At 45.0% G+C, this 22,435-nt stretch carries 16 protein-coding genes; 10 read left to right on the top strand and 6 right to left on the bottom strand.

What is annotated here, in order from left to right; translation table 11 throughout:
• The first annotated feature begins 48 nt into the window (after positions 1 to 48).
• Complete coding sequence (locus KUL49_RS19665) at positions 49 to 3,027, top strand: bifunctional diguanylate cyclase/phosphodiesterase (protein WP_131138351.1); 2,979 nt, start codon at positions 49 to 51, stop codon at positions 3,025 to 3,027.
• 11 nt (positions 3,028 to 3,038) lie between these two features.
• Entirely contained in the window at positions 3,039 to 3,413 is a 375-nt protein-coding gene (locus KUL49_RS19660; RefSeq protein ID WP_039216362.1) for a PH domain-containing protein, read from the top strand.
• A gap of 246 nt (positions 3,414 to 3,659) precedes the next feature.
• On the opposite strand, the gene KUL49_RS19655 is transcribed toward KUL49_RS19660, so the two are convergent.
• Positions 3,660 to 5,873: a S9 family peptidase gene (locus tag KUL49_RS19655; protein ID WP_131138350.1), complete on the bottom strand. Its 2,214-nt coding sequence runs from the start codon at positions 5,871 to 5,873 to the stop codon at positions 3,660 to 3,662.
• Positions 5,874 to 5,943: 70 nt separating this feature from the next.
• On the opposite strand from KUL49_RS19655, the gene KUL49_RS19650 reads away from it, so the two are divergent.
• The 8 genes from KUL49_RS19650 (at position 5,944) to KUL49_RS19615 (ending at position 16,891) form a co-directional block, all read left to right on the top strand.
• Positions 5,944 to 6,567, top strand: coding sequence for an NAD(P)H-binding protein (locus KUL49_RS19650; protein ID WP_014950755.1), 624 nt, complete (start codon positions 5,944 to 5,946; stop codon positions 6,565 to 6,567).
• A gap of 140 nt (positions 6,568 to 6,707) precedes the next feature.
• Positions 6,708 to 7,526, top strand: coding sequence for a tRNA1(Val) (adenine(37)-N6)-methyltransferase (locus KUL49_RS19645; RefSeq protein WP_131138349.1), 819 nt, complete (start codon positions 6,708 to 6,710; stop codon positions 7,524 to 7,526).
• Between the two features lie 13 nt (positions 7,527 to 7,539).
• The gene (locus tag KUL49_RS19640) at positions 7,540 to 8,028 is read left to right on the top strand and encodes a YgjV family protein (protein ID WP_014977436.1); all 489 of its coding nucleotides are present in this window, start codon (positions 7,540 to 7,542) and stop codon (positions 8,026 to 8,028) included.
• A gap of 294 nt (positions 8,029 to 8,322) precedes the next feature.
• On the top strand, positions 8,323 to 8,895 hold the full coding sequence (locus KUL49_RS19635) for a hypothetical protein (protein ID WP_131138348.1): 573 nt from the start codon (positions 8,323 to 8,325) through the stop codon (positions 8,893 to 8,895).
• Positions 8,873 to 11,098 (top strand): UDP-forming cellulose synthase catalytic subunit, encoded by a 2,226-nt coding sequence (bcsA, locus tag KUL49_RS19630; RefSeq protein WP_014950751.1) that lies wholly within the window; start codon positions 8,873 to 8,875, stop codon positions 11,096 to 11,098. Before KUL49_RS19635 ends, bcsA begins: the two co-directional genes overlap by 23 nt.
• Positions 11,095 to 13,371: a cellulose biosynthesis cyclic di-GMP-binding regulatory protein BcsB gene (locus KUL49_RS19625; RefSeq protein ID WP_131138347.1), complete on the top strand. Its 2,277-nt coding sequence runs from the start codon at positions 11,095 to 11,097 to the stop codon at positions 13,369 to 13,371. Before bcsA ends, KUL49_RS19625 begins: the two co-directional genes overlap by 4 nt.
• Positions 13,365 to 14,471: a glycosyl hydrolase family 8 gene (locus tag KUL49_RS19620; protein ID WP_131138346.1), complete on the top strand. Its 1,107-nt coding sequence runs from the start codon at positions 13,365 to 13,367 to the stop codon at positions 14,469 to 14,471. The genes KUL49_RS19625 and KUL49_RS19620 overlap by 7 nt, the downstream gene beginning before the upstream one ends.
• Positions 14,468 to 16,891 (top strand): cellulose synthase subunit BcsC-related outer membrane protein, encoded by a 2,424-nt coding sequence (locus KUL49_RS19615; RefSeq protein ID WP_131138345.1) that lies wholly within the window; start codon positions 14,468 to 14,470, stop codon positions 16,889 to 16,891. The genes KUL49_RS19620 and KUL49_RS19615 overlap by 4 nt, the downstream gene beginning before the upstream one ends.
• Positions 16,892 to 16,930: 39 nt before the next feature.
• Here the strand turns inward: KUL49_RS19615 and KUL49_RS19610 are convergent, their stop codons facing one another.
• From KUL49_RS19610 to KUL49_RS19585, 5 genes are all read right to left on the bottom strand, one after another.
• The gene (locus KUL49_RS19610; protein WP_131138344.1) at positions 16,931 to 18,343 is read right to left on the bottom strand and encodes a collagen-binding domain-containing protein; all 1,413 of its coding nucleotides are present in this window, start codon (positions 18,341 to 18,343) and stop codon (positions 16,931 to 16,933) included.
• A 181-nt stretch (positions 18,344 to 18,524) separates the two neighbouring features.
• Positions 18,525 to 18,935 (bottom strand): biopolymer transporter ExbD, encoded by a 411-nt coding sequence (locus KUL49_RS19600; protein WP_049588728.1) that lies wholly within the window; start codon positions 18,933 to 18,935, stop codon positions 18,525 to 18,527.
• 142 nt (positions 18,936 to 19,077) lie between these two features.
• Positions 19,078 to 19,866: a CLCA_X family protein gene (locus KUL49_RS19595; RefSeq protein WP_014977431.1), complete on the bottom strand. Its 789-nt coding sequence runs from the start codon at positions 19,864 to 19,866 to the stop codon at positions 19,078 to 19,080.
• Positions 19,867 to 19,891: 25 nt separating this feature from the next.
• Positions 19,892 to 20,428 carry a flavodoxin FldB gene (fldB, locus tag KUL49_RS19590; protein ID WP_014950744.1) on the bottom strand — a complete coding sequence of 179 codons (537 nt, stop codon included), beginning with the start codon at positions 20,426 to 20,428 and terminating at the stop codon, positions 19,892 to 19,894.
• A gap of 17 nt (positions 20,429 to 20,445) precedes the next feature.
• Positions 20,446 to 22,311 carry an alkaline phosphatase family protein gene (locus KUL49_RS19585; protein WP_131138342.1) on the bottom strand — a complete coding sequence of 622 codons (1,866 nt, stop codon included), beginning with the start codon at positions 22,309 to 22,311 and terminating at the stop codon, positions 20,446 to 20,448.
• Positions 22,312 to 22,435 lie beyond the last annotated feature (124 nt).

Here is a 22,435-nt window from a genome sequence, read left to right as displayed (position 1 = left end):
TAATAATTCTACTTTAGTATACCGGCGCAAGTTACCGGAGACAGGCACATGTTAAGCAAACACAACCATCGTATTTACGCCTTACCTACGGTTTTGTTTCTTTTTCTCACCTTTTTATTCGTTTCTGCGGGCATTTTTATTCAAAACGATGAACGCGCTGCACGTATTTCTAAAGCCCAGTCGGTTGCTGAGCAGGTAAAAATTAGTCTAGAAGTTTTCTCAAGCGAACGCATCCAAGCACTGCACAATTTAATGCAAAATTGGCCTACCTTTGAGCCAAACCAAGTAGACTGGTTTAATGCGCAAGCCCTGTCGTTAATGGGTATGCAGCGCGGCTTTTCATCGCTGGTATTTGTCGATGCCAACGGTGAGGTGGCGTGGGTGGCAACGCCAGCCTCTGGTATTAAAACCCGCATAGACAACAGTTTGATTGGCAAGCCTATGGAAGCGTTAGGCTTAAACGTGTCGCATTTGTCCGAAGAATTGGAAAGCACACTCTTATATTCAGATGCCGCTAAACACCATTTTATTATTGTAGGTAGGGCCATAAGCCCTCAAGAGCCTGAACATGGGTTTTTAGTGGCGGGTTTCGACATACAAACCATATTAACCGTGATGTTAGGCGAGTTAGTTGGCCCGCAGTTTAACTTTAAGCTTAACGCCGACAAAGCAACGCTGTTTCAAAGTGGTGAGTTAATCAATGACGGCACTATTGTGTCGCTTTTGCCGTTCACGTTTTTAGAACGGGATTTTTCCCTTTCCATGCAATCCCAGTTAAGCCCTTATAATGCTGGCTTTTTGATCATGATGATTGGTCTGTTGATGTCGGCTCTGGTGAGCTATGTGCTGCACAAGCAGCTTAAAGGTGCGGTTAATTTGTCTTTAAGTCAGCAGCGTTACCTCACCGCTAGCGAAGCCTCCCTTGATGCGCTTCTTATTTATCAGCCAACAGATGACGACTTTTCTCTAGTAGAAGCAAACTCATACAGTCGCTACCTATTTCGCGGTGCATGCGATGTATTGCGGTCTATGAGCTTAGCCGAGCAAACGCGTTATTTAGGTTTAAGCAGTGAATTTAAAAACGCCAAAAACGTTGCTGAACTTGGCGTGCCTTATGAAGCTCACCTTGCCATTCATAGCGATAAGATTGCGCCTCAATGGATAAAAGTTCAGGTGGTAAAAGCCGGTGACAATATTGCGGTAACCGTAAGGGACGTGACCGAACGTTTTCGCGCCCAGCACGATTTAAAGCGTAGCGAAGAAAAGTATCGCCGCTTAGTTGACGGCATGCACCGCCACTTTGTTTACACCAAGACCATCGAGCACAACTTTATGTATGTGAGCGCGGGTATTGAAAAGATTTTAGGGTTTAGCGCAGAAGACTTCTGTGCAAACGAATCGAAGTACGTTCGCCAAGTACCGGACGAGACGTTTGAGATACGTCAAACCATTGCCCGTGGCGAAAAGCCCGAGCCTTATATTGTGCATTATCAAGGCAAGGTCGGCGAACCGTTAGCGATTGAATTTTCAGACACCCCCATTGTCGACGAGCAAGGATTACTGGTTGCCGTTGAAGGCATAGCTCGTGATGTGACGAAAGAGCTGGCGCTTCAGGAAGAAGTGTATTTTCAAGCTAACCATGACCAGTTAACCGGGCTGTTTAATCGCTATGCATTTGATGAGAAACTGCGAACGATCCTTGATGAAACGCATAAAGCGGCTGGTCAGCAGGGCGAGAGCAAGGCTTTAAACCACGTTGATTTTGAAAAAGTGGCGAGTATCAATTCGCCTCGCGCTTACCACAAGCAAAGCGTGATGTGCTTTATCGATATGGATCGATTCAAATTAGTAAACGACAGCTGTGGTCACCCAGCCGGCGATAAGCTGCTAAAAGAAATCTCTACCATATTTAGGCAATACGTAAATGGGCAAGACTTGCTTGCCCGAATAGGGGGAGACGAGTTCTGCATTATATTTCGCAATCAAAGTTTGGATGAGGTGACCAAGCGCCTAGACAAGCTTTTATTGGCGATTTCAAATTATCGTTTTGTTTATGACGACAAGTTGTTCTTTGTAGGGGCAAGCATTGGAGTTATCGAAATAAACGAGAGTACACAAAGTGCAGAAGCGTTAATTAAAGCTGCTGACAACGCGTGTTACAAAGCCAAACACTTGGGTCGAAACCGTTACTTTGTGTTTCATGATAATGACTCGCAAATGGCCATTGATGACAGTGAAAACCAGGTGTTACATGCCTTGCATCACGCATTACAAAACGACGGGTTTGAGTTGTATAGCCAAGCTATCATGCCGCTTAACGTCCCCAACCAAGAAAAGGCCGCCCAACTTCAGCATTACGAGATTTTGCTTCGTCTAAATGCAAAAGACAGTGGTCTTATAAGCCCGGGGCTTTTCATCCCGTTGGCAGAACGTCACGGTTTAATGAACAAAGTGGATATGTGGGTGGTAGATAACACCCTTAAAACCCTTGAACGTAACCCCGCTCACATCGATAACGTGGGCAAAGTCGCGATTAATTTATCGGGTATTACATTGGGTGATGAAATGGCGCTGCATAAGATTGCCAAGCGTATGCAAAGTACTTCTGTACCTGCTGAGAAAATTTGTTTTGAGATTACAGAAACAACAGCGGTAACTAACTTAAGCGCTGCTAAACATTTCATTTCTACACTACGAGATTTGGGGTGTAGCTTTGCCTTAGACGACTTTGGTGCTGGTATGTCCTCGTTCACCTACCTGAAAAACCTAGATGTTGATTACGTTAAGATTGACGGCTCCTTTGTGCGAAATATCGTTCACGATCCTATCGATCATGCTACAGTAACTGCGATAAATAATATCGCGCACAGTATGGGTAAACAGACCGTGGCAGAGTTTGTGGTCGATAACGCGACCGCCGAAGTTTTACGAGAGCTTAAAGTAGATTTCGGTCAAGGCTTTGCTTTGGATAAACCCAAGCCACTGGCGCATAGAGTTCAATGGCGAGTTAAACTTGCCTCTGCCTAAAAGGAAATGTCATGGGTTTATTTGATACCATCATGGGTAATGCAAGCGAGACTAGCGCTTCAGATGTTCAAGAAGAGCTTACGCCTATACTTGCTGTTAACGAAACCGTTACCTCTGCGTTTAAGCTAGTGCGCGATTTAAGTGTATTCACAAACAAGCGCCTAATCCTTATTGATAAGCAAGGCCTTACCGGGCGCAAAGTGAACTATCATTCAATACCTTATAAATCTATTACGCAGTTTATCGTTGAGACGGCAGGGCATTTTGATACTGACGCCGAGCTTAAAATTTGGCTGTCGGGCAAAGCCGATCCTATTGAGATTGAACTAAGTGCATCGTCTGCTCAGGCGGTACAGCAAAACCTAGCAACCCAGATGTTTAGCTAGTTTCTGCATTTGTAATACTTGATAGATGCTTTGAAGTAGCAAGTAGCAAGTAGCAAGTAAAGAAAGTCTAATCACCCTACAAGTGCACAAAGCGCTACAACGCAAACATGCACAAAATAAGCGTTAATTAAACTGACCAAAAAAAAAGCGATGCCTTCATAAGCATCGCTTTTTGCTTTTTACTGCTTTCTAGGGCTTGTTGAGCTTAGATGTACAGAGATCAACAGGCCCCAGGCTCTAACCGTATTAGTCTTTCAAGTTACGGTTAAAGAAGTTAGTAATAGTTTTGTATAAATGAATGCCCGTTTGCTTACCACGGATGCTGTGCTTCTTGCCCGGGTAATCCATAGTTTCAAATGGAATTGCCAAGTCTTGAAGATGCTTGTATAGCATGGTCGAGTGGGTAAACAACACGTTGTCATCTGCCATGCCGTGGTAAATCAAAAGGTCACCCTTCAGATCTTTTGCGTAAGGGAATACTGAAGACGCAGTGTAAGCATCATCATCTGAATTTGGGTTGCCCATGTAGCGTTCAGTGTAGTGGGTATCGTATAAGCGCCAGTCAGTTACCGGAGCACCTGACACGCCCGCTGCAAAGTAATCGCCCGCTTTGAACATGGTCATCAGCGTCATGTAGCCGCCATAGCTGTGGCCATGAACACCAATACGCTCAGCGTCAACGTAGTCAAGCGTACGCAAGAACTCTACGCCTGCAACCTGATCGTCCACTTCAATAAAGCCCATTTTTTTATAAATAGGATCTTCAAAGCCTTTACCGCGATAGTTAGAACCGCGGTTATCTAGCGTAAATACCACATAGCCTTGATCAACCCAGTGTTGGAAAAGCAAGCCACGGTTACCCGCCCAGCTGTTTGTTACAACCTGTGCGTGCGGGCCGCCGTAAAGGTAAACAATAACAGGGTGCTTCTGTTTAGGGTTTCGCTTGGCACTGTCAGGCGTGTAAATTCGATATTTAAGGGTTGCGCCATCCTTTGTGGTGATGTCACCAAACTCAGGTGCCGTCCAGCTATCCATGTAAGCGTGCAGAGGGTGGCCTTCTTCAACTTTATTTTCTTCAAGCCAGGTAATTCGCTCGCCGGTGGCACTATTTAGGCTAACTTGTGCAGGAGAGTTAATGGTTGAGAAACGGTCGATAAAGATAGAGGCATCTTTGCTAAATGCCGCGCTGTGATACGCGCCTAGTTCAGTAATACGCGAAATCTCGCCGCCATCTAAAGGCACGCTGTAAACATGGCTTTCTAGTGGGGTGTCTTTGCGGCCAGAGAAGTACAAACGGTTGTTTGCAGTATCAATAGCTTCAACACTGTCTACAACCCAGTCACCTTTGGTTAACTGCTTAACCAACTTGCCTTTATTGTCGAAAAGGTAAAGGTGTTTAAAACCGTCGCGCTCTGACGCCCAAATAAATTGGCCTTTGTCTTTTAGGAAGTAAAGGTCGTTGTGCAGGTTTACCCACGTGTTGCTTGATTCTGTAAGCAGCACGTTTTCTTTTTTGCTGTTAAGGTCGAAGGCGCGCAGCTCTAACGTTTGCTGATCACGCGTTTGCCACTGGTAGGTAAAGGTGGTGTTGTTTGGCATCCACTTACCGCGAGCAAAATAAATGTCTTTATCTTCACCTAAATCCACCCAAGTGCGATCGCCAGAGTTGATGTCTTGAATAGCAAGTTCCACCAAGACGTTTGGCGTGCCCGCTTTCGGGTATTTTTGTTCGATAAGCTTGATGTCGTCAGCATAGATTTCAGAACGTGTGATCACATCTACCGGGCTTTCATCAACCTTGGTAAAGGCGATTTTAGTCTCATCTGGCGACCACCAGTATCCGGTCATACGGCCCATTTCTTCTTGCGCCACAAATTCGGCCATACCAAATTTAATGTTGTCGCCACCTTCTTTGGTAATTGCCGTTTCTTTACCCGATTCAATGTGTTTTACATAAAGGTTCTGGTCGCGAATGAAGGAAATGTAGTTACCTTTTGGTGATAATTTAATATCAGTTTCAAAAGCGTCAGTATCTAAAAGTTGCTTCGCCCCTTTTTCGCCCAGCTTGTGATAAAACACATCGCCACCTAATGGGAAAAGTAAGGCTTTACCATCGTCCGACCACTGGTAGCTTACAATACCGCTGCCAGATAAACGCATACGCTCGCGTCGCGCTTTCTCTTCATCAGAAAGCACTTCTTCGCCGCTTTGTAGGTCGTTTGAGTCGAAAAGCATGCGAGTTTGGCCACTTTCAATATGGTATTCCCATAGATCTAGGCGCTCGTAGTCGGTTTGCTTACCTTTAAGAAATGTTACCCGTTGACCGTCAGGTGATACTTTTAACGAACGGGGTGCGTTGCCATCGAGTGAAGGAGAAGAGAAAATACGCTCAATAGTGAGCGTTTCAGCGTTTAAAGCAGTAGAGAGCATAGCGGCTCCAATTAAAAGGGCTTTTTTCATTTTTATCTGCATATTTGACTGTCGAAGGTTTGATTGTAGTTATATCAATTTATGATACAAGGTGCGACATATGAAATCCGCAATGGTGCTAGGAGCGACAGGTTTAGTGGGACGAACGCTTGTAAATATGCTGTTACAGGATAGACGGTACAATGAGGTAACCTGCTTAGTCAGAAAACCGCTCTCCTCCAGTATGTTTAACGACCCTCACAATCGCCTAAAACCTGTAGTTATCGACTTCGACAATCTACAGGACTATCAAGGCTACTTTAGCGTAAATCATGTGTACTGTTGTCTGGGCACCACGCTTAAAAAGGCGGGATCGAAACAAGCGTTTCGCCGCGTTGATTTTGAATATGTTCATGTTGCCGCACAGCTGACCCGAGCTCAGCGCGCGGACAGTTTTGTATGGATATCATCGGTAGGCGCTGATGCTAAAAGCAGTAACTTTTATTTACGAGTAAAAGGCGAGCTAGAAAACGCGATTATGCGAATGCCTCAGTTACCCCATGCCTCTGCCGTACGCCCTTCGTTATTGTTAGGCAATCGCGACGAGTCGCGGACGCTAGAAGATATAGCGCAGAAAACGGCGCCCATATGGCAAAGCATAATGAAAGGCCCGTTAAAGAAATACCGACCCGTTCATGCCGTTGACGTGGCCAGAAATATGATGTCGCTGCAGCGCTGGAAATAAGCGCTCACAGTAAATGTCACAACCTTAACGTGAAGCACAACCCGACTTGATATAGAATGCGCGCCTTTTAACGCACTAGGTAATACGACTTCCTTATGTTCCGCTGTAAACAATTCACCGTAGCACAGAACAAATGCGCGATGAAAGTGAACACCGACAGTCTGATTTTAGGAAGTTGGGCACAGTTTCGCGCAAACCTCAGCCATGCTCCACGTATCTTGGATATCGGCACCGGCAGTGGCATTTTAGCGTTGATGATGGCCCAAAAAGCAGCGCACTTTTGCAATCCGAACGGTGAAGAGCAGAATGTTCAAAGCAGTTCAATTGACATCAGCTCGTTCGATAATGGCGCAGCCAGAATTGACGCGATAGAAATAGATGAGCAAGCCGCAGCGCAGGCCGCTACCAACTTTAAAAATGCAAAATGGGCCAAACAGCTGTTTATTTACTGCTGTGATGTAACTGGCTACACCTCACCCCACTTGTATGACCTAGTGATTTCTAATCCGCCTTACTTTGACACGCCAGCTACACTTTCAAATGCGTACAGCAAGCAAAGCCAATCTCGCTCGGTGGCAAGGCAAACGTCTGCATTGGGCCCAGATGAACTTTTTAGTGCAAGCAGCACGTTGTTAATAGAACAAGGGCAAATGTACTGTGTGTACCCAGCGTCGATGGAAGCCTCGGTTATCGAAACGGCTGAAGGTTATGGCCTATCGCTGGCAGATATTCTTTATGTAAAGCATACATCTAACAAATCGCCTTATCTTTGCGCGTTCCACTTTAAAAAAGTAATGGAGGGCGCAAGTGATAATCTTAAAAACGTTACTGCACATCGGGAATGGCCGAGCTTAATAGCGAAAAATGCAATCAAAAATGAGCTGATAATTAGGGATCAAAAGGGCGAATATACCAGTGAATACAAAGCCCTTTGTCAGCCTTTCTACCTTAAATTTTAATGAGCTTATATTAATGAACATAGTTGCAGAAGGCTTTGGCGCAATAGCCGTTGTTTTAAATTTTATTGGGTATCGCCAAACTAACGTAGACAAGTATTTGCTTATTTCTGCGTTTGCCTTAAGTGCACTTAGCGTGCATTTTTTTATGCTAGATGCCATGGCCGCAGGCATTGGAACACTGCTTGCCAGCGTTCGTAACTTTATCGCCATTAAACATAGAAGCAATGCCATTTTATTTTTCTTTGTTGCGGTGAATCTAGGCTTCCTCGCTTATGAGTGGTTTGTGCTAGAGCACAGCTGGATAATCTTCATTGCCTATGCGTCGTCACTTATTTTTACAGTGGGATCTTTGGTTATCCGCAATACGCACACTATTAGAAAGGTTTTTCTTGTTGCTGAAACTTTGGGGTTGTTATATGCCATTTCCGTGGGCAGTATTTTTGGAACGGTATTCAATGTAAGTAACTTGATCAGTATTTTAAGTAAGCTGCGCAAGCCCTAACGCTTTAGCAATAAAACTCACCTTATCAATTAGTCTAATTTGCCCACTTTAATTCCGTTTAGTCGGGCTGCTTTTCTGCGACTTACGCTACCTGCTATATGGCTTTTCATATAGTCTGCACTTCCTTGTAGGCCTTGCCCTACATGACTTATACCAAAGTTCAATGAGCTAAAGTTCAATATCAATCTGCGTATGTAAGCGTATCATTGGTAATCAGTAAGTATGGTTTCAGCAATTTTTCCTCTGAATGTACGGAAGTAGACTCAGTGTGTAGTAATGAGGGGAGTGTGCGAAGTGAAATTAGTAGATAACTCACAACAATTTGATCAATCACCTACGCTTGAACAATCGTTTCAGAGCGCTATTAATAAAGGCGCTGCGGTAAACGTGTTTGAGCTTGCTCAACAGTTTAAAAGTACCAACCCTGCTTTTAAAAAACCACAACTGGTTGAAGAACGCACGAGTTTAGAGACAGAGCAGCTGTGGAAGAAGCGTCTTTCGATGCTGCTTGATGCAGAAAATAAACTTATGAAAGTTATACGTTTTCGCAAAATTACTGGTATATTTACTGTTGCAAGTATGGCTATGTTTTTATTTTCCCTGTACATAGCGCCAACAATGTCGCCAGTATTGTTCTATGGCCTTATTGTTGTAGCTGCATTTGGAATGGCAACGTATCCGGCGTGGTTGTTAGCGTCTAAAAGCAATAAAAAGCAGAGAGATGACATTTCTCGTTTGTTTTATAAAAGTAATCACGAGATTGAAATGTCGGACGGTAAAATTACGTTAATTAACAGGGCGAACTATGCAAGTGTAACGCAAATACACGTATTGGATCGCAAACTTGGACTATTCGCAAACTCGTAGACAACACTACACCTCTCAGTTCATTATTGTTCTGTTAGTAGCATCCTTTATTCTCGGGGTGCTACTGCTGGCACCCATGGATGCATTGGGGCAGCTTCTCTCTTCAATCGTTATCCTCATTGCAATATCCTTGTGTAGCAAAGAAGCGCGGCACACGCAAAAATACCAGCATTTATTCCGCATTTTAGCTCTGGTGCTAGCCATTGCGCTTAGCGTCAGGTATTTGCTGTGGCGTGGTATTTACACACTAACCTACTCAGATTTTCTTTCAATGATTGCCGTCTGGCTATTATTTGGCGCTGAAATTTATGCGGGGATCACTTCAGTGTTAGGGGCGATCGTTAACGCGTTTCCGCTCAGTCGACCGCTTTTGTCTCTGGAAGGGGTAGATAAATCAACTCTGCCCAGTGTAGACGTCATGATCCCGAGTTATAACGAAGATGAAGGGATATTAGAAGTTACTATCCGCGCTGCAAAAATGCTCGATTACCCTAAAGAAAAGCTTCGGATTCATTTGCTTGACGATGGCGGAACCGACCAGAAAATTAACGCTGAAAACCCTGTGTCAGCGGCCACTGCAAAACAGCGGCGACAAGATTTGCAAGCACTGTGCAAACGCTTGGATATTACCTATCACACTCGAGCAAAAAACGAGTTTGCCAAGGCGGGTAATGTGAACAGTGCAATACAAAATACCACGGGTGATTTGATTGTTATCTTGGATGCTGATCATGTTCCTACTTCGGATTTTCTTGATAGAACCGTGCCGTGGATGCTTAAAAACGAGAAGGTCTTTCTCGTTCAAACCCCTCATTTTATGGCTAACCCAGATCCTGTTGAGCGTAACTACTTCTCTGCGTTTACTCGCATGCCTTCAGAAAACGATATGTTTTACGGCACTATACAGAAAGGCTTAGACTACTGGGGGAGTTCCTTCTTCTGTGGATCAGCCGCATTGATGAGAAGAAAGCACCTCGATTTGGTGGGGGGCATTTCCGGCGACTCTATCACTGAAGATGCAGAAACCGCGTTAGATCTTCACAAAATGGGCTACGAGTCTGTATATGTGGACAGACCTATGGTAAGCGGCCTTGCGCCAGAAACTTTTGATGCGTTTATTCAGCAGCGTATGCGCTGGGCACAAGGCATGACGCAAATTTTACTACTCAAAAAGCCTTTTAAAGCGCAAGGACTAAAATGGTATCAGCGAGTGGGCTACATGAGTTCAATCATGTTTTGGCTGTTCCCGTTTGCTCGCATCATCTTTTTGCTTATGCCACTGGCGTATTTGGTCTTTGGGCTTCAGGTTTACCATGCATCGATGCTTGAAATTTTTGCCTTCACCCTGCCTCATGTTATTGCCACTTACATGATATCCACCATGCTCTTTGGACGAACCCGATGGCCCTTAGTGTCAGAGTTATATGAAATACTACAGTGCGCATTTACGCTAAATGCATTAATCAAGGTTTTCTTGAAGCCGCGGGCACCTTCATTTGTTGTGACGCCAAAAGGAGAGAGCCTTGACAGAACCTTTGTGTCGCCACTATCGAGCGTGTTTTACTGGCTAATATTGGTAATCACATTCGCATTAGGGAGCGGCGTCTATAAGTTCATAACAGAGCCTCTTACACGGGAACTTACTGTGGTGGTCATGTTGTGGAATGTATTTAATTTGATTCTATTGTTGTCTGTTCTTAGTGTGTTATTAGAGCGGAAACAGGTGCGTAGCCAGGCACGTCTACCAGCTACGAACAGTGTCGTTATTAAGACTACAAGTGATGAAGCTTGGGTTGGAGATTTGGTCGATCTTTCGCTTGGTGGAGCTCGGTTACGTTTGAAAGGTGAGGGAGCGTTAGTACCTGAAAATGCCACGCTCACATCGTGGAGTCACGCACTGAATAAGAACGTTCATTTGCCAATTAGCGTTCTGCATTACGACAATAGGTCAAAAATTCTTCGAGTACGCTTTATGCCTCAAACCGAAGAACAAGAAAACGAAGTCGTCGCCTATTCACTGTGTGATAGTTTGCGCTGGATGTCGTTTCAACGAAGAAGAACAAGGGCTATCTCATACTGGTTCGGCGCAAAACATGTGTTGAAAGTTGGGTTAAAGCCTGTTTTATTGCATATGCTTGTATTAATGGGGAAATTCGCCGGGAAATTAGGTTTGCTTGCTAAACCGGCAAAGGAAAATCAATGATTAAAAAATACCTTATGTTCATCGTATGTTTGTGCATGCCTTTTACCCTAGCGGCGCAAACTGACACGTATCGATTAACCGACTTTTTTGGCGGTGAAAGTACCGTGCGCTTGCAGGGAAAATCTGCCTCCATTGATATTCCAATTCCCCTTAGTTCAGTAACTGATGTGGACAGCGCGCTACTTACATTAGAAGTGGTCAGCTCGCAGGCGTTAATCAAAAAGCGTTCTCAGCTGTATGTGAGATTCAATAATGCGACCATTGGACAGATTGCGTTCGACCCAGACAGACCTTCTCTTGTATCTGAAATTGCGATCCCTACTTCATTGTGGCGAGCCGGGTTTAACTCTCTGACACTAGCGGTAAGTCAGCACTATGCCGAGCAATGTGTTGACGGCAGTGCGCCTGAATTGTGGAGCGAAATTAATGCATACAACTCAACGCTAAAAATTGCGACGTCGGTGAATGAAAAGCGCTTCACGTTAGATGAGCTGAGCGGATTCTTTAATCCAGGAATTGGCGGACAGCGAAACGTTCAGCTTTACACGGCGCGAGAGGCTGATGATCAAATTAAATATCAGACACTTCCCATTGTTGCTCAAGCACTGTCTCTTAGGAATCAATATCAGCCGCTTATTATCGAGCATGACAGCTTTGATGATGGTTACGTTTTGCCCCAGCTAGAAGACACAGAAAATAGTTTTTGGAACGACCAAAATGTTGCTCGCTACGAGCGTGCTGCATGGTATCTCAAAGCCAAGCAAAAACAGCCTGTTCATATTCTAGTTGGTACAGTCGACGCGTTATCACCGGTATTATCTGACGAAGTGATTAACGACATTGATGGCGCGTTTCTAAAAGCACAGCGCACACCTGCGTTTGTTGAGGACAGTAAAGTCATTTTACCAGCTAGCTATCGCTTAATTGTAAGTGGCACCACACAAGGTGAAGTACTTGAGGCAGCGAAAGCTTTGGCGGTAATGGACGATGCGATTAACCCTATTTCACAAGTCACCGTACTTTCACAGTCACAAATGCAGGCGGAAACGCTGCAGCGTCATCGCATTCTGAACCCAGACAATCACTACACATTCCAAGACTTTGGTGTGGCGACCACTCAGTTTAGGGATGAGGGGAACTTCACCAAACGGGTGTCATTCAGATTGCCTGCAGATTTTTATGTACCTGAAAACGCGAGCGTGAGCTTGCTCTTAGACTTCGGGTATGGCGCAGGTTTTGGGCCAGGTTCGGTTATGAATGTAAGCGTGAATGACGAACTTGTACACGGTTTGTCTCTTAATAATATTAACGGACAATCCTACCGAGACTATCAGCTAAGAATACCTGCACGGTTCTTCAAAGGCGGGACGAATAATTTAGACTTTGCGGTAACCATGAGAGCGCCGTTAGCAGGTGTGCCTTGTGATGATATTCCTGGTTCCCACCTCGTGTTCCAGCTTGATGATTCTTCGGCTATAAAACTACCTGATGCAGGAAACGTGGCAGTTCAACCTAATCTCGTCTTGCTTTCAGAAACGGCTTACCCGTTTGCGCGCTTTAAGTCAGCACCATCGTCAACCATTGCTATTCCGTCAGATGACTATTTAGATACAGCGTTAACTCTTTCAGCGAAATTAGCGCAAGTAGCCCAAGTGCCTTTATTGAACGTGAAAATAGCAACTGGAAACGACATTACAACCGAAGGTTCTGTGATTGTTCTAGGTACCCCTGAAAGCTTAACGAATATTGAGCAGTCTGAATTCAGTACGGCCATTGAGGCAACGAAACGCTGGTCTTATCGGTTACAGAACAATCTGTACAATCGCGTAAGAAACCTGACTGACGATCAGTCTTTCAAAGAAATGCGCATAGACGGTCATACCGTTCAAGAAAGTGACTTAGGTGAGCAAGCAGTACTTACTGCACAGGCACACCCTGTTTCATCACAAACCGATACCTTGTTCATTGTTGCAGCGCAGACGCCGGAACTTCTTCAAGCTAGAGTCGAGGATCTGGTTAGTTTGTCGATGTGGGGGCAGATGGCAGGGGATTTCTTCGCATGGAAAGACGGTCTTTCGCCATCACTCATCATGCAGGTAAGCGATAAATATGAAGTGGGTGAAGCCGACGACAGCTGGCTGCATTTACGACTATGGCTGTCTAACAACCCGTGGTATTGGTTAATAGGCTTTGTATTGGTTGTATTTGTTGTAAGCCTACTTATTTACCTGTTGCTTAAACGCAGAAATAAACAAGTGCAAGACTCATGGTAAAGCTGCATTACGCAACAAAAGCGACGCTAGTGATAGGTTTTTTGTTCCTGTTGGCGTCGTGCTCTACCAAGGAAGATAGCGAATTCAAGTCTCAGTACATGGCGTATAAGGCATTGTTTGTTGACGGCGGGCGCGTGGTAGACACAGGAAATGATGATGTGTCTCACAGCGAAGGGCAAGGATACGGTATGCTCTTTGCCGTGGCCGCCAACGACAAAGACACCTTTGATGCATTATGGCACTGGACCCAACGCACGCTCATGCGCGAAGACGGGCTATTTAGCTGGCGCTACCGACCTTGTGTGGATAATTCATCTTCTTGTATCGATGACCCTAATAATGCCTCTGATGGTGAGATTCTTATTGCGTGGGCATTATTGCGTGCAAGTGAAAAGTGGGGCGTTGGTAAGTATGAGGAGGCCGCCAGGAATATTGTACGTGCTGTAGAGCAGAAACTTCTGGTGGTGAATAATAACAGTGTAGTGCTCTTGCCAGGGGAATACGGATTTGCATCTGACCAAACAGGAAATAGCAGCCTTCAGCTAAATCTGTCCTATTGGGTTTTTCCCGCCATAACTGACCTGTCTTCGCTGTCGGATACTCCGTCACGTTGGGAAAGCCTGTTCGAGTCGGGCTTGATCTTGCTGTCGAATATGCAGTTTTCTACCTACCAATTGCCCAGTGATTGGGTGCGTTTCACCCCTAATAGTGCTGAGTCCGATAACAGTAAAATTGGTGCGTTAACTTTAGATAATGTGATATCGCCTGAGTTTGGTTTTAATGCGATCCGTATACCGCTTCAGCTTGCATGGTCCCCACGTTTTCGCCAAAACGCTAGGTTAACTGAGAAGCTACTTTCCCCCTACTATGCATGGTGGGCGATAACGCCTACGCCAGCTACCATCAACCTGTTAAACGAGGAAACCGCTGAGTACGAAATGTCTAAGGGAATGCGTTCAGTGCAGATGGCCGTAAACAGCTTGATGAAATCAGAAGAAAAGCAAAGGCCAGAGTGGCCTGAGATCAATCGAAACATGGATTATTACTCGGCAAGTTTAACGCTGCTTTCTATGCTAGCAGTTTTGGATAACGCATCGTGAAAACTCGGTTTACTCGCACCTCTTTGTATCTGGCACTAGGCGCTTTGGCCACGTCACTTGTGTCGGTGCAGGCATACGGACAAGCTAAAACAACGTACAAAGAAAAAGATCTGGGTATATTACCTGCACAACAAGATCAGCCGGATTTAACAGGGCTTTGGTACCATATTAATGAGCGACAGATTCAGCAAGCCAATGAAGAGTTTACGCGCTTAAAAGCTCGTTACCCTACGTGGCAGGTGCCACAAGAAGTCGAAACCGAACTAAACAGAATAAACGGCCGCTTAAAAGGTACTATCAAGCCTGTAGTGTCAGAGCCAAGAGCATCGCTTCAGGCTTTAAAAAAGCAGCCTAATAAGCCCGCTTCTAAAGCCCTCCCGCTCGAACAATTTGCTCAGTTAACGCCGAAAGCCAGAGCAAATACGCCGAAGCAAAAAGTAGAAACGCTTATTGCATTGAGCAATCAAATTAAGCGTACTGATTTTTACTTGCTTATGGGTTGGACGGCCATTGATAAAGGCATGTTAGAAATGGCAACGCAGCAGTTCTCTCAGGCTCAACAATCGGCAGTTCGTGATATCGAAAAACAATCCGCTCAACAAGGCCTTAACAGTGTCACTGGTATTAAGCTACAGCAGGCATTGTCTTTGCGCGATACGACAACGCTGGAGCAATTTCTCAAATCTGATAACAGCGGCTACGTGAAAGAAGTGCTGCAGGGCGCGGCATGGCAACAATACGACTTGAAAAATTACGACTTTGCCGACGCGCTATTTAGTTTGGTGAACGATAATGAAGGCAGGTATTTGTCACTTAGCGCGCAAAGCAGCGACACGGCCAAACAAAGCGCGTTCGACCTAGCATGTAGTGGCAATACTGAGGTTTTCATTCGACGCTGTGCTGATGGTCTGGCTAGCCGACAGGCTCAGTTTTACGATACACGGCGCTACAAGCAAAGTATTGAGTCAGGCGAAGCACTCGCCCGTTTGAGACCGTTAAGTGTAGATGAGCAAGCACTAATTGGGTGGGCTGCTAAAGAGATACAAGACACCACAACCGCCACCGCAGCGTTCGAGCGAGTCCTTGCGAAGACGCCAACCGATGCGGTAATTGCCAATGAATTGGTTACAATTAATCAAGACGACGAAGCCACACTGAACCGATTGGCGCTGAGATACAGTGCGGTAAAAAGCATATTGCAAGAACGCACCACACGTAACGCCTGGCCTAGAAAACAGTTTTGGCTAGCCTATCAAAATCGCGATGCGCGGGGAGTTACAGCACAAACTAAAGATGGCCTAAGTGCAGTCTACGGTATTAATACTCGCAGTCGAAGCGGAAGTGAGGGGCTCGGTAATTTCGATGTTCTGTCGCAATATATTGGTATTGGCAGCGGTTATGAAAACTGGCTGTGGCAAGTATCACTCGACTATAAGCAATTCTACAGCGGTCGCCCTCAAGTTGGCGACTGGTTTGGTAACAACCAATTGAGTGGAGCATTTTCGGGAATAAGCGGCTTTGAAGATAAGGGGCTTCGCGCCGAAGCGCATTATCAGGCACCTGATTTCAATTTTTACGCTAACCTTGAATATGCCATGTTCGATCAACCCGTTGGCGCTAAAGTAACGGGGCAGATATCTGCAACCAAATTTCTTACCAGTACAACGGTAGCTGCAACCTTATTTAGAAAGGCAAAAGAAGACAGCTTATTAAGCCAAACCGGAACCTTCAATGCTGATCACGAGAAACCTTGGGGCTACGTGATAGAAAGTGGCATAAGAGGGTTAGTAGCGCATGCAGTGGCCGACAACTGGTCTGTTGCAGGTACTGCTCAGGTTAGTCGCTTAGAAGGCGAGCAGGTTGCCGATAATAGCGCGTTCTCTCTACGGGGTGATGTGAGTTACGATATTGCTACCATGATTTCTCCAAAGCTTGACTATTGGCGTGTAGGGCCATTCTTGAGCTATACAGGCTATGATAAAAATCTAAGCGGTTTTACGGTCGGTAATGGTGGCTACTTTAGCCCCAGTCAGTTTGTCAGCATCGGGGGCTATTCAGAGCTGTTAACGCTTGAGGCGCTAAACTGGCAAGTTAAACTTCGAAGTTCGCTTGCGCTTTCACGTGTTGAACAAAACGATGATCTGCGCTTTCCGATTGGAGGCGCTTCTCCAACGACTGATGAGGACGCTACCCTTGGTGAAAGCTCAGATACGGGCTTAAGCGGAAACCTTATGGCTGAAGGCCAGTATCGTATTAATAACCATTGGATTGTGGCTGGTTATATTGGAAAAGCGTTTGCCGTTGAGTATCAAGCGTTCGAAGCGGGGATTCAGATAAGGTGGCGAGAAGGGCAAGGCGGCGGTGTAACAAGCGATGAGCTGTTGCTGTCTTCACCAAGATTAAGCGGCTTTGCACTATAAAGCCGCTTTTGTCTCAAGATTTATTCTCTTTTTAAAGCGTTAGTTCGCTTTTCTACGTCTAGCTAGCATGAAACATCCAGCGCCAAATAAAAGAGCGATTGAGGCTGGTTCACTTACGTTAATGGCACCGAACTGATAGTTGTTTATTTGGCCTGTTGGCGCATTGTAGGTTTCGCCGTCGTCATTAATCAGTGGCACCAACGGAGTGACCAAACTATTAGCAATGACATTACCATCCACATGACCATTGTAGAAACTTAGCTCTGCATATGGCGCCAGTACACTACCTTTAACGCCCACACTATGTAGTGTAAGAAAATCAGCATCAACAAAATTAAACAAGATGTTGTTGGTATAAAGGCCGTCATGACGCTGGCCTACATTGTTGTCATTGTCTCTGTACTGGCCATTTTCTCTGAAATATTCATTTTCCTGCGTAAAGGCTGTATTAAAGAAGCCAGTGTTAAATAACTCAACTGATTCACCGTACACATTGATGATGTTGTAGCTGGTGGTTGAGAAATCGTAAACAATGCCTTTATCAGCAGCGCTGAACCAACTAGCGTCAATATTGTAGATATTGATGTCATCAGAGCCAGAGAAGGTAATGGTATTTAATACATCCTTGCTAGCGTCGGTACAAGCAACCACTTGATCCGAATCGTTAGCGTCAGTGCACGACAATGTTGTTGTGCCATTCACCGACATTGACGCAAACTCCTGAGACTGCGCTGTTACTTCGGCAGCAATAGCATTAAAGTCGATATTGTTAACGTCAGCCTTACTCACGCTGCCCTGTTCAACAGATGTTGCTGTCGAACCATTGATAGCGGTGTAATTGTTAACGTCGTTAAGCGTTACGGTACCGTTAACTTCGCTGCTATCAAGTTCAACGCTAGACTCAGCAAATACGTTTCCGTTTTCAACTTGGGAGCCATATAAAGCAGGGTTGCTCACACTGTCGTAAACACTATTAGGCCCACCAAGTTTCACAGTATTGGCGTGCACATCACCTGATACAACATTTGAGTTACCTAGTTTGACATCACCTTTCGATGAGATTCCGCCAGACTTCACCGTAGAATTAATGAGATTTACAGTCTGCTGAGCGTTAACCGCTTTATCGAATGTGAGTTCAGAGCCAAACACCATACCTGACACGGTAGTTGAACCACCGTGAACATCACCGCGCGTGAAATGAAGGCTACCGCCTACGGCAAGAGCAGACTCAGACATATCTGGCGATAGCAGTAAGCCGACATTGAAATCGGATACGTTCATTTCGCCACCGACAGCTAGTCTTCCTTCAACATCGGAAGATTGGCCGGTAAAGCTATCGAAGATGAATGCGTTGTATTCAAACGCTTCACTCAATTCAATTTTGGCGGCAGACACTTGTGGTGCTGACATAACCGCTGCAAGTACAGCAGTGTAGAGTATTTTTTTGTGCATAATGGCTCCAGTGACATCAGAGTCTGGAACCGAGTTTCAACATGGATTTTCCAGACACACCGAATGGTACGATCTGAACAAAATTCATGCGATAGCACAAGAGATACTTTGGTATAAGGTCTTATACGAAAAAAGCCACCCGAAGGTGGCTTTCTTTATTTTGCGTGGTCAGAAAGGCGTTTTAGCTGCTCTTTTTAACCAAAACAGATACTTTATCAATACCTGCAATTTTAACTTGGTTCATAACTTCTACCACAGTACCGTGCTCACTGTCTTCGTGAGCCTGGATAGCAGCTGAATCCGTGTTGTTTTCCGCTAGGTATGTTTGCGCGTTTGCAACCACACGACGAATATCAACTTCGCGGCCGCCCATCATAATTGTGCCATCAGCATCAATACGGATAGAAAGCGCTTTTGAAGGCTTATCGTTTTTCGCTTGATTATCTTCAGGACGGTTTACGTCCAAACCTTTCTCTTTCACGAACGAGGTCGTTACGATGAAGAAAATCAACATGATGAACACGATGTCCAACATGGGGGTCATATCAATCTGAGCCTCGTCTTCAGCCGAGGTATGCTTCTTTCTTTTCATCTCGTCTTCTTTCTTCTGTTACGTTCGAGCGCTTTAGTATACTGCTTGTTACAAAAATATACAGGGTTTTGTACAAAAACAGTGTGCTTATTAACACTTGTTGTTGAAAAAATACTCAGTTTCACAGTAATAAAACAACAAACTAGGTTTGTTTATGTGAAATAGCGACACCTAATTGGTAAAAATACAACATCAATGCCTGATTGAGTGATGTACGCAAGTTACCATGAGGATAAATGCCAAGTCTAGCTTCCGTTGATTTTTTTGTCCCCTGCACCAAAAATGCGTTTTTGATCTCGTGATCTTGAATACAGGCTTCAAATGCACGGGCAGCCATCTCCTGAGGCATAGCATAATAATACATTTTTAACGCGCGATCAGCTTCTACGGATCGCACAAAGTACTCATTTGGTCTTTTTTGATCATTTAGGAACAAAAGCGAGAAACAATCGCTCAATTTTTGATTCAACGGATGAGGATTCATCGGGGCATTGTCGAGCCAGGCCTGTGTGGCAAAGCTACCGACAGCAATACCGTCGAACATGCGCGGCGCAATATAATGATCGAAAGCGTGAAACCATTCGTGGGCTAGCGCTCCGGCTCCTGCATTTTTTGCTAGCGCAAGCTGTCTTTTCGCACTGTTGTAGTGGGCACTGCTGTGTTTTTGACCGCCACTGCCAAAAGCCAGTGACAGGGATCCGTTTAACGATAACACCTGTTCATTGATATTTAAGATCGCGACCAGATCGTAAAGCGCATCGAAAAAGAGGTTGGCAGCGATCTGTTGTTCTTCTGCTGTTACCCATCTACCCACAGTGATCGTAGCGAAATTAAACAGTTTGCGAATATCTTGAAATGAAACATCAGCGCCGTCCCTGTGGCTTGGGCCGTTGCGATAAAACTGCTGATGAATACGGCCTTTACTTTCCAACACTGACATCCGAAATTAATAGGCGTTAAGCCATCGAGACCAATAACTGTTCGCACCATGCTTCGATGCGTGCGTCTGTTTTGTCGTATTGGTTTTCATCGTCAAGAGACAGGCCAACAAACTGAGTTTTGTCTTCGGTTAACGCTTTTGAGGCGGTAAACTCGTATCCTTCGTTTGGCCAATAACCCACGATCTTACAGCCTGATGGCAATATTGCATCGTGAAGCATGCCTAGTGCATCTTGAAACCATTCACCGTAACCAAGTTGATCGCCAAGTCCGAATAAGGCGATGGTTTTCCCTGATAAATCCAAACCGTGCACTTCTTCCCAATGAGACTCCCAATCTTCCTGGAGCTCGCCAAAGTCCCACGTTGAAATACCAAAAATGATAATGTCGTATTCGGCCGTGCGCGTTAGGTTAACGTCTTTAATGTTGTGAAGGTCAACAATATCTTCGTCGAAAAGGCTATTGAGCTGCGCTTGGATTTTTTCTGCTGCCATTTCGGTATAGCAGGTTGTTGAGCCGTAAAATAATCCGATGGACAGTGCGCTATCACTCATTAGATACCTCTTTTGAACTAATCGTCTTTAGAAGCTGGGAATTCTACCTCTTTACCGTTGCTCAACAAAGCTTTGCACTGAACATCGGTGTTTTTCTGTGAAATTTTTAATACACCAATGGCGCAACCGTTGAATAATTCGCCATAGCCCAAACTTGGCTCTCTCGCTTTTACCGACATATTTCGACGTCTTGTGAAAAGGTTTAGAGGCGATTTAGAGTGGTAAAGCACGCGGTTTAATCTATCTAGCCATTTGATCAATCCATCCGGAAAGGCGTTTTTTAATCCACTGCAGGTGAACTGGGTGATGTGAGGGCTGTTGCGCCTAAAGCGCAGGCGTACATCGTATACAAAGGAATAGTGCACATCGCCAGATAGAATGATGAAATCGGGGGGCGTTTTGTAATGCCTGAATATGTTTAATATAACGTTCGCGGTGCCTTTGTGGGCCATCCAGTTCTCAGCATCAACAGTAAGCGCCTTGCCAAAAAACGTAAACACCTTTTGAATGGCTTCGATAACCTTTACACCATAAATGGGAGCGGCAGAGACGACGATGACAGATTCTTTGCCAATTATAGAATGCTGAAAATCACACAGTGCTTCCCAGTCCATTAGCCCCGAGGGCTTATTCATATTAGATTCACTGCGCCAACGCTGCGTGCGGGTGTCTAAAACCTCAATAGGTGGTGTGGTATCTAAACGGTAATGCCACTGATCAAAATCCAACAGATCATCAATGATTTCATCGTGCGAGTTTAAACCGCTTTCTCCCATTGATTCTTGTACTTTAGCAATTAATGGCGCTACTTTTTTTGGTGCATTTCCCCATCCTTGGCAAAGCAAGTAGCCGATAAGCGCATTGCCGATCATGCGTTTTGATAGAGGGTTTCCATAGACTTCTTGTTCCCAGCCCCGGGTTAAGTTCCAATCGTCGGTAACATCGTGATCGTCAAAGATCATATAGGTAGGAATATGTGCCAGAGCCCTACGTACCTGCGGTAGCTGTTTTACAAAACCGTTAAGCGCCTCGTGTTCTTTGTCGAAATTAGCGTGGTATTTTGGGGGGATCCCATCTTTATCTATATTGATATCAGCCCAAAGCGTGTCGGACCACACCAGTAAATACATAGCGATGATCTCCGCACTGCCAATCAAATGGTTTTGCGCGTTTACTGATGTGAATACCGGTTTTTTCTTAGCACCAAAGAATATTGAAGACAGTACCGTATTGGTCGCAATTTGTGGCAGAAGCTGCTCTCGTTCATAATACCCATGTTCATGTGTGGCAAGTTCATTAGTGTTGGTTACTACTGCCCCTTCCAGTGCTTCATGATAAAGACCTAAACGGTCAATCACGCTGTGTATGGCTTTAAGCATAGGACCTGCGACATCATCAGCGTAAATTTGATCGCCCGTCATCAACAGAAGATCGGGAAAATCATTTTGCTTTTTGAACGCATTTTTATGGAGTACATCTACTTGTGCTAGGGCATCATCACTGTGAAAGTGAGGCTTACGGCATGAGCCGTGCAGTATGGTCTCGGGAGTCTCGGTGTAGTGGAAACATAAGGAAGACTGTCCATCGTAAAGAAGCCCGCGTTGTTCATTTTCCCATGAAGCCTGCTGAGCATCGTCGCTAAAAGATAGCGAGTAACCTATCCGCGCAGTATCTTCGAAGGGCTCTGACGAAGTGAAAGAGAGCAAGTGTATAAATGCGTACTTACCTACGCGTATGGTTTCGCGTTGACAATTGCCGCTGACGACGACTTCATTTGCAGATAGATTTAGCGCAGGTGAATCGGCGTTACTGGTTACTACCCAAATATGACATTCTGTAGATGTCACCTTTCTTACTATCGGACCTGCAATAACTTGGGGCAAGTGCTGCGTAGAAATGACGCTCTCCTTTAATTTTCGTCAATATTAATACACGTAAGCGTGTTAACTAAATATGCTGCACATTAATTGAAAACATGATGACAGCACGACTATTTAACGTTGCCAA

The organism is Alteromonas sp. KUL17, from assembly GCF_006538305.1.
GTDB lineage: Bacteria > Pseudomonadota > Gammaproteobacteria > Enterobacterales > Alteromonadaceae > Alteromonas > Alteromonas macleodii.
Note: the sequence above shows the minus strand (reverse complement) of the source record. Positions and strands in the feature narration are given on the sequence as shown.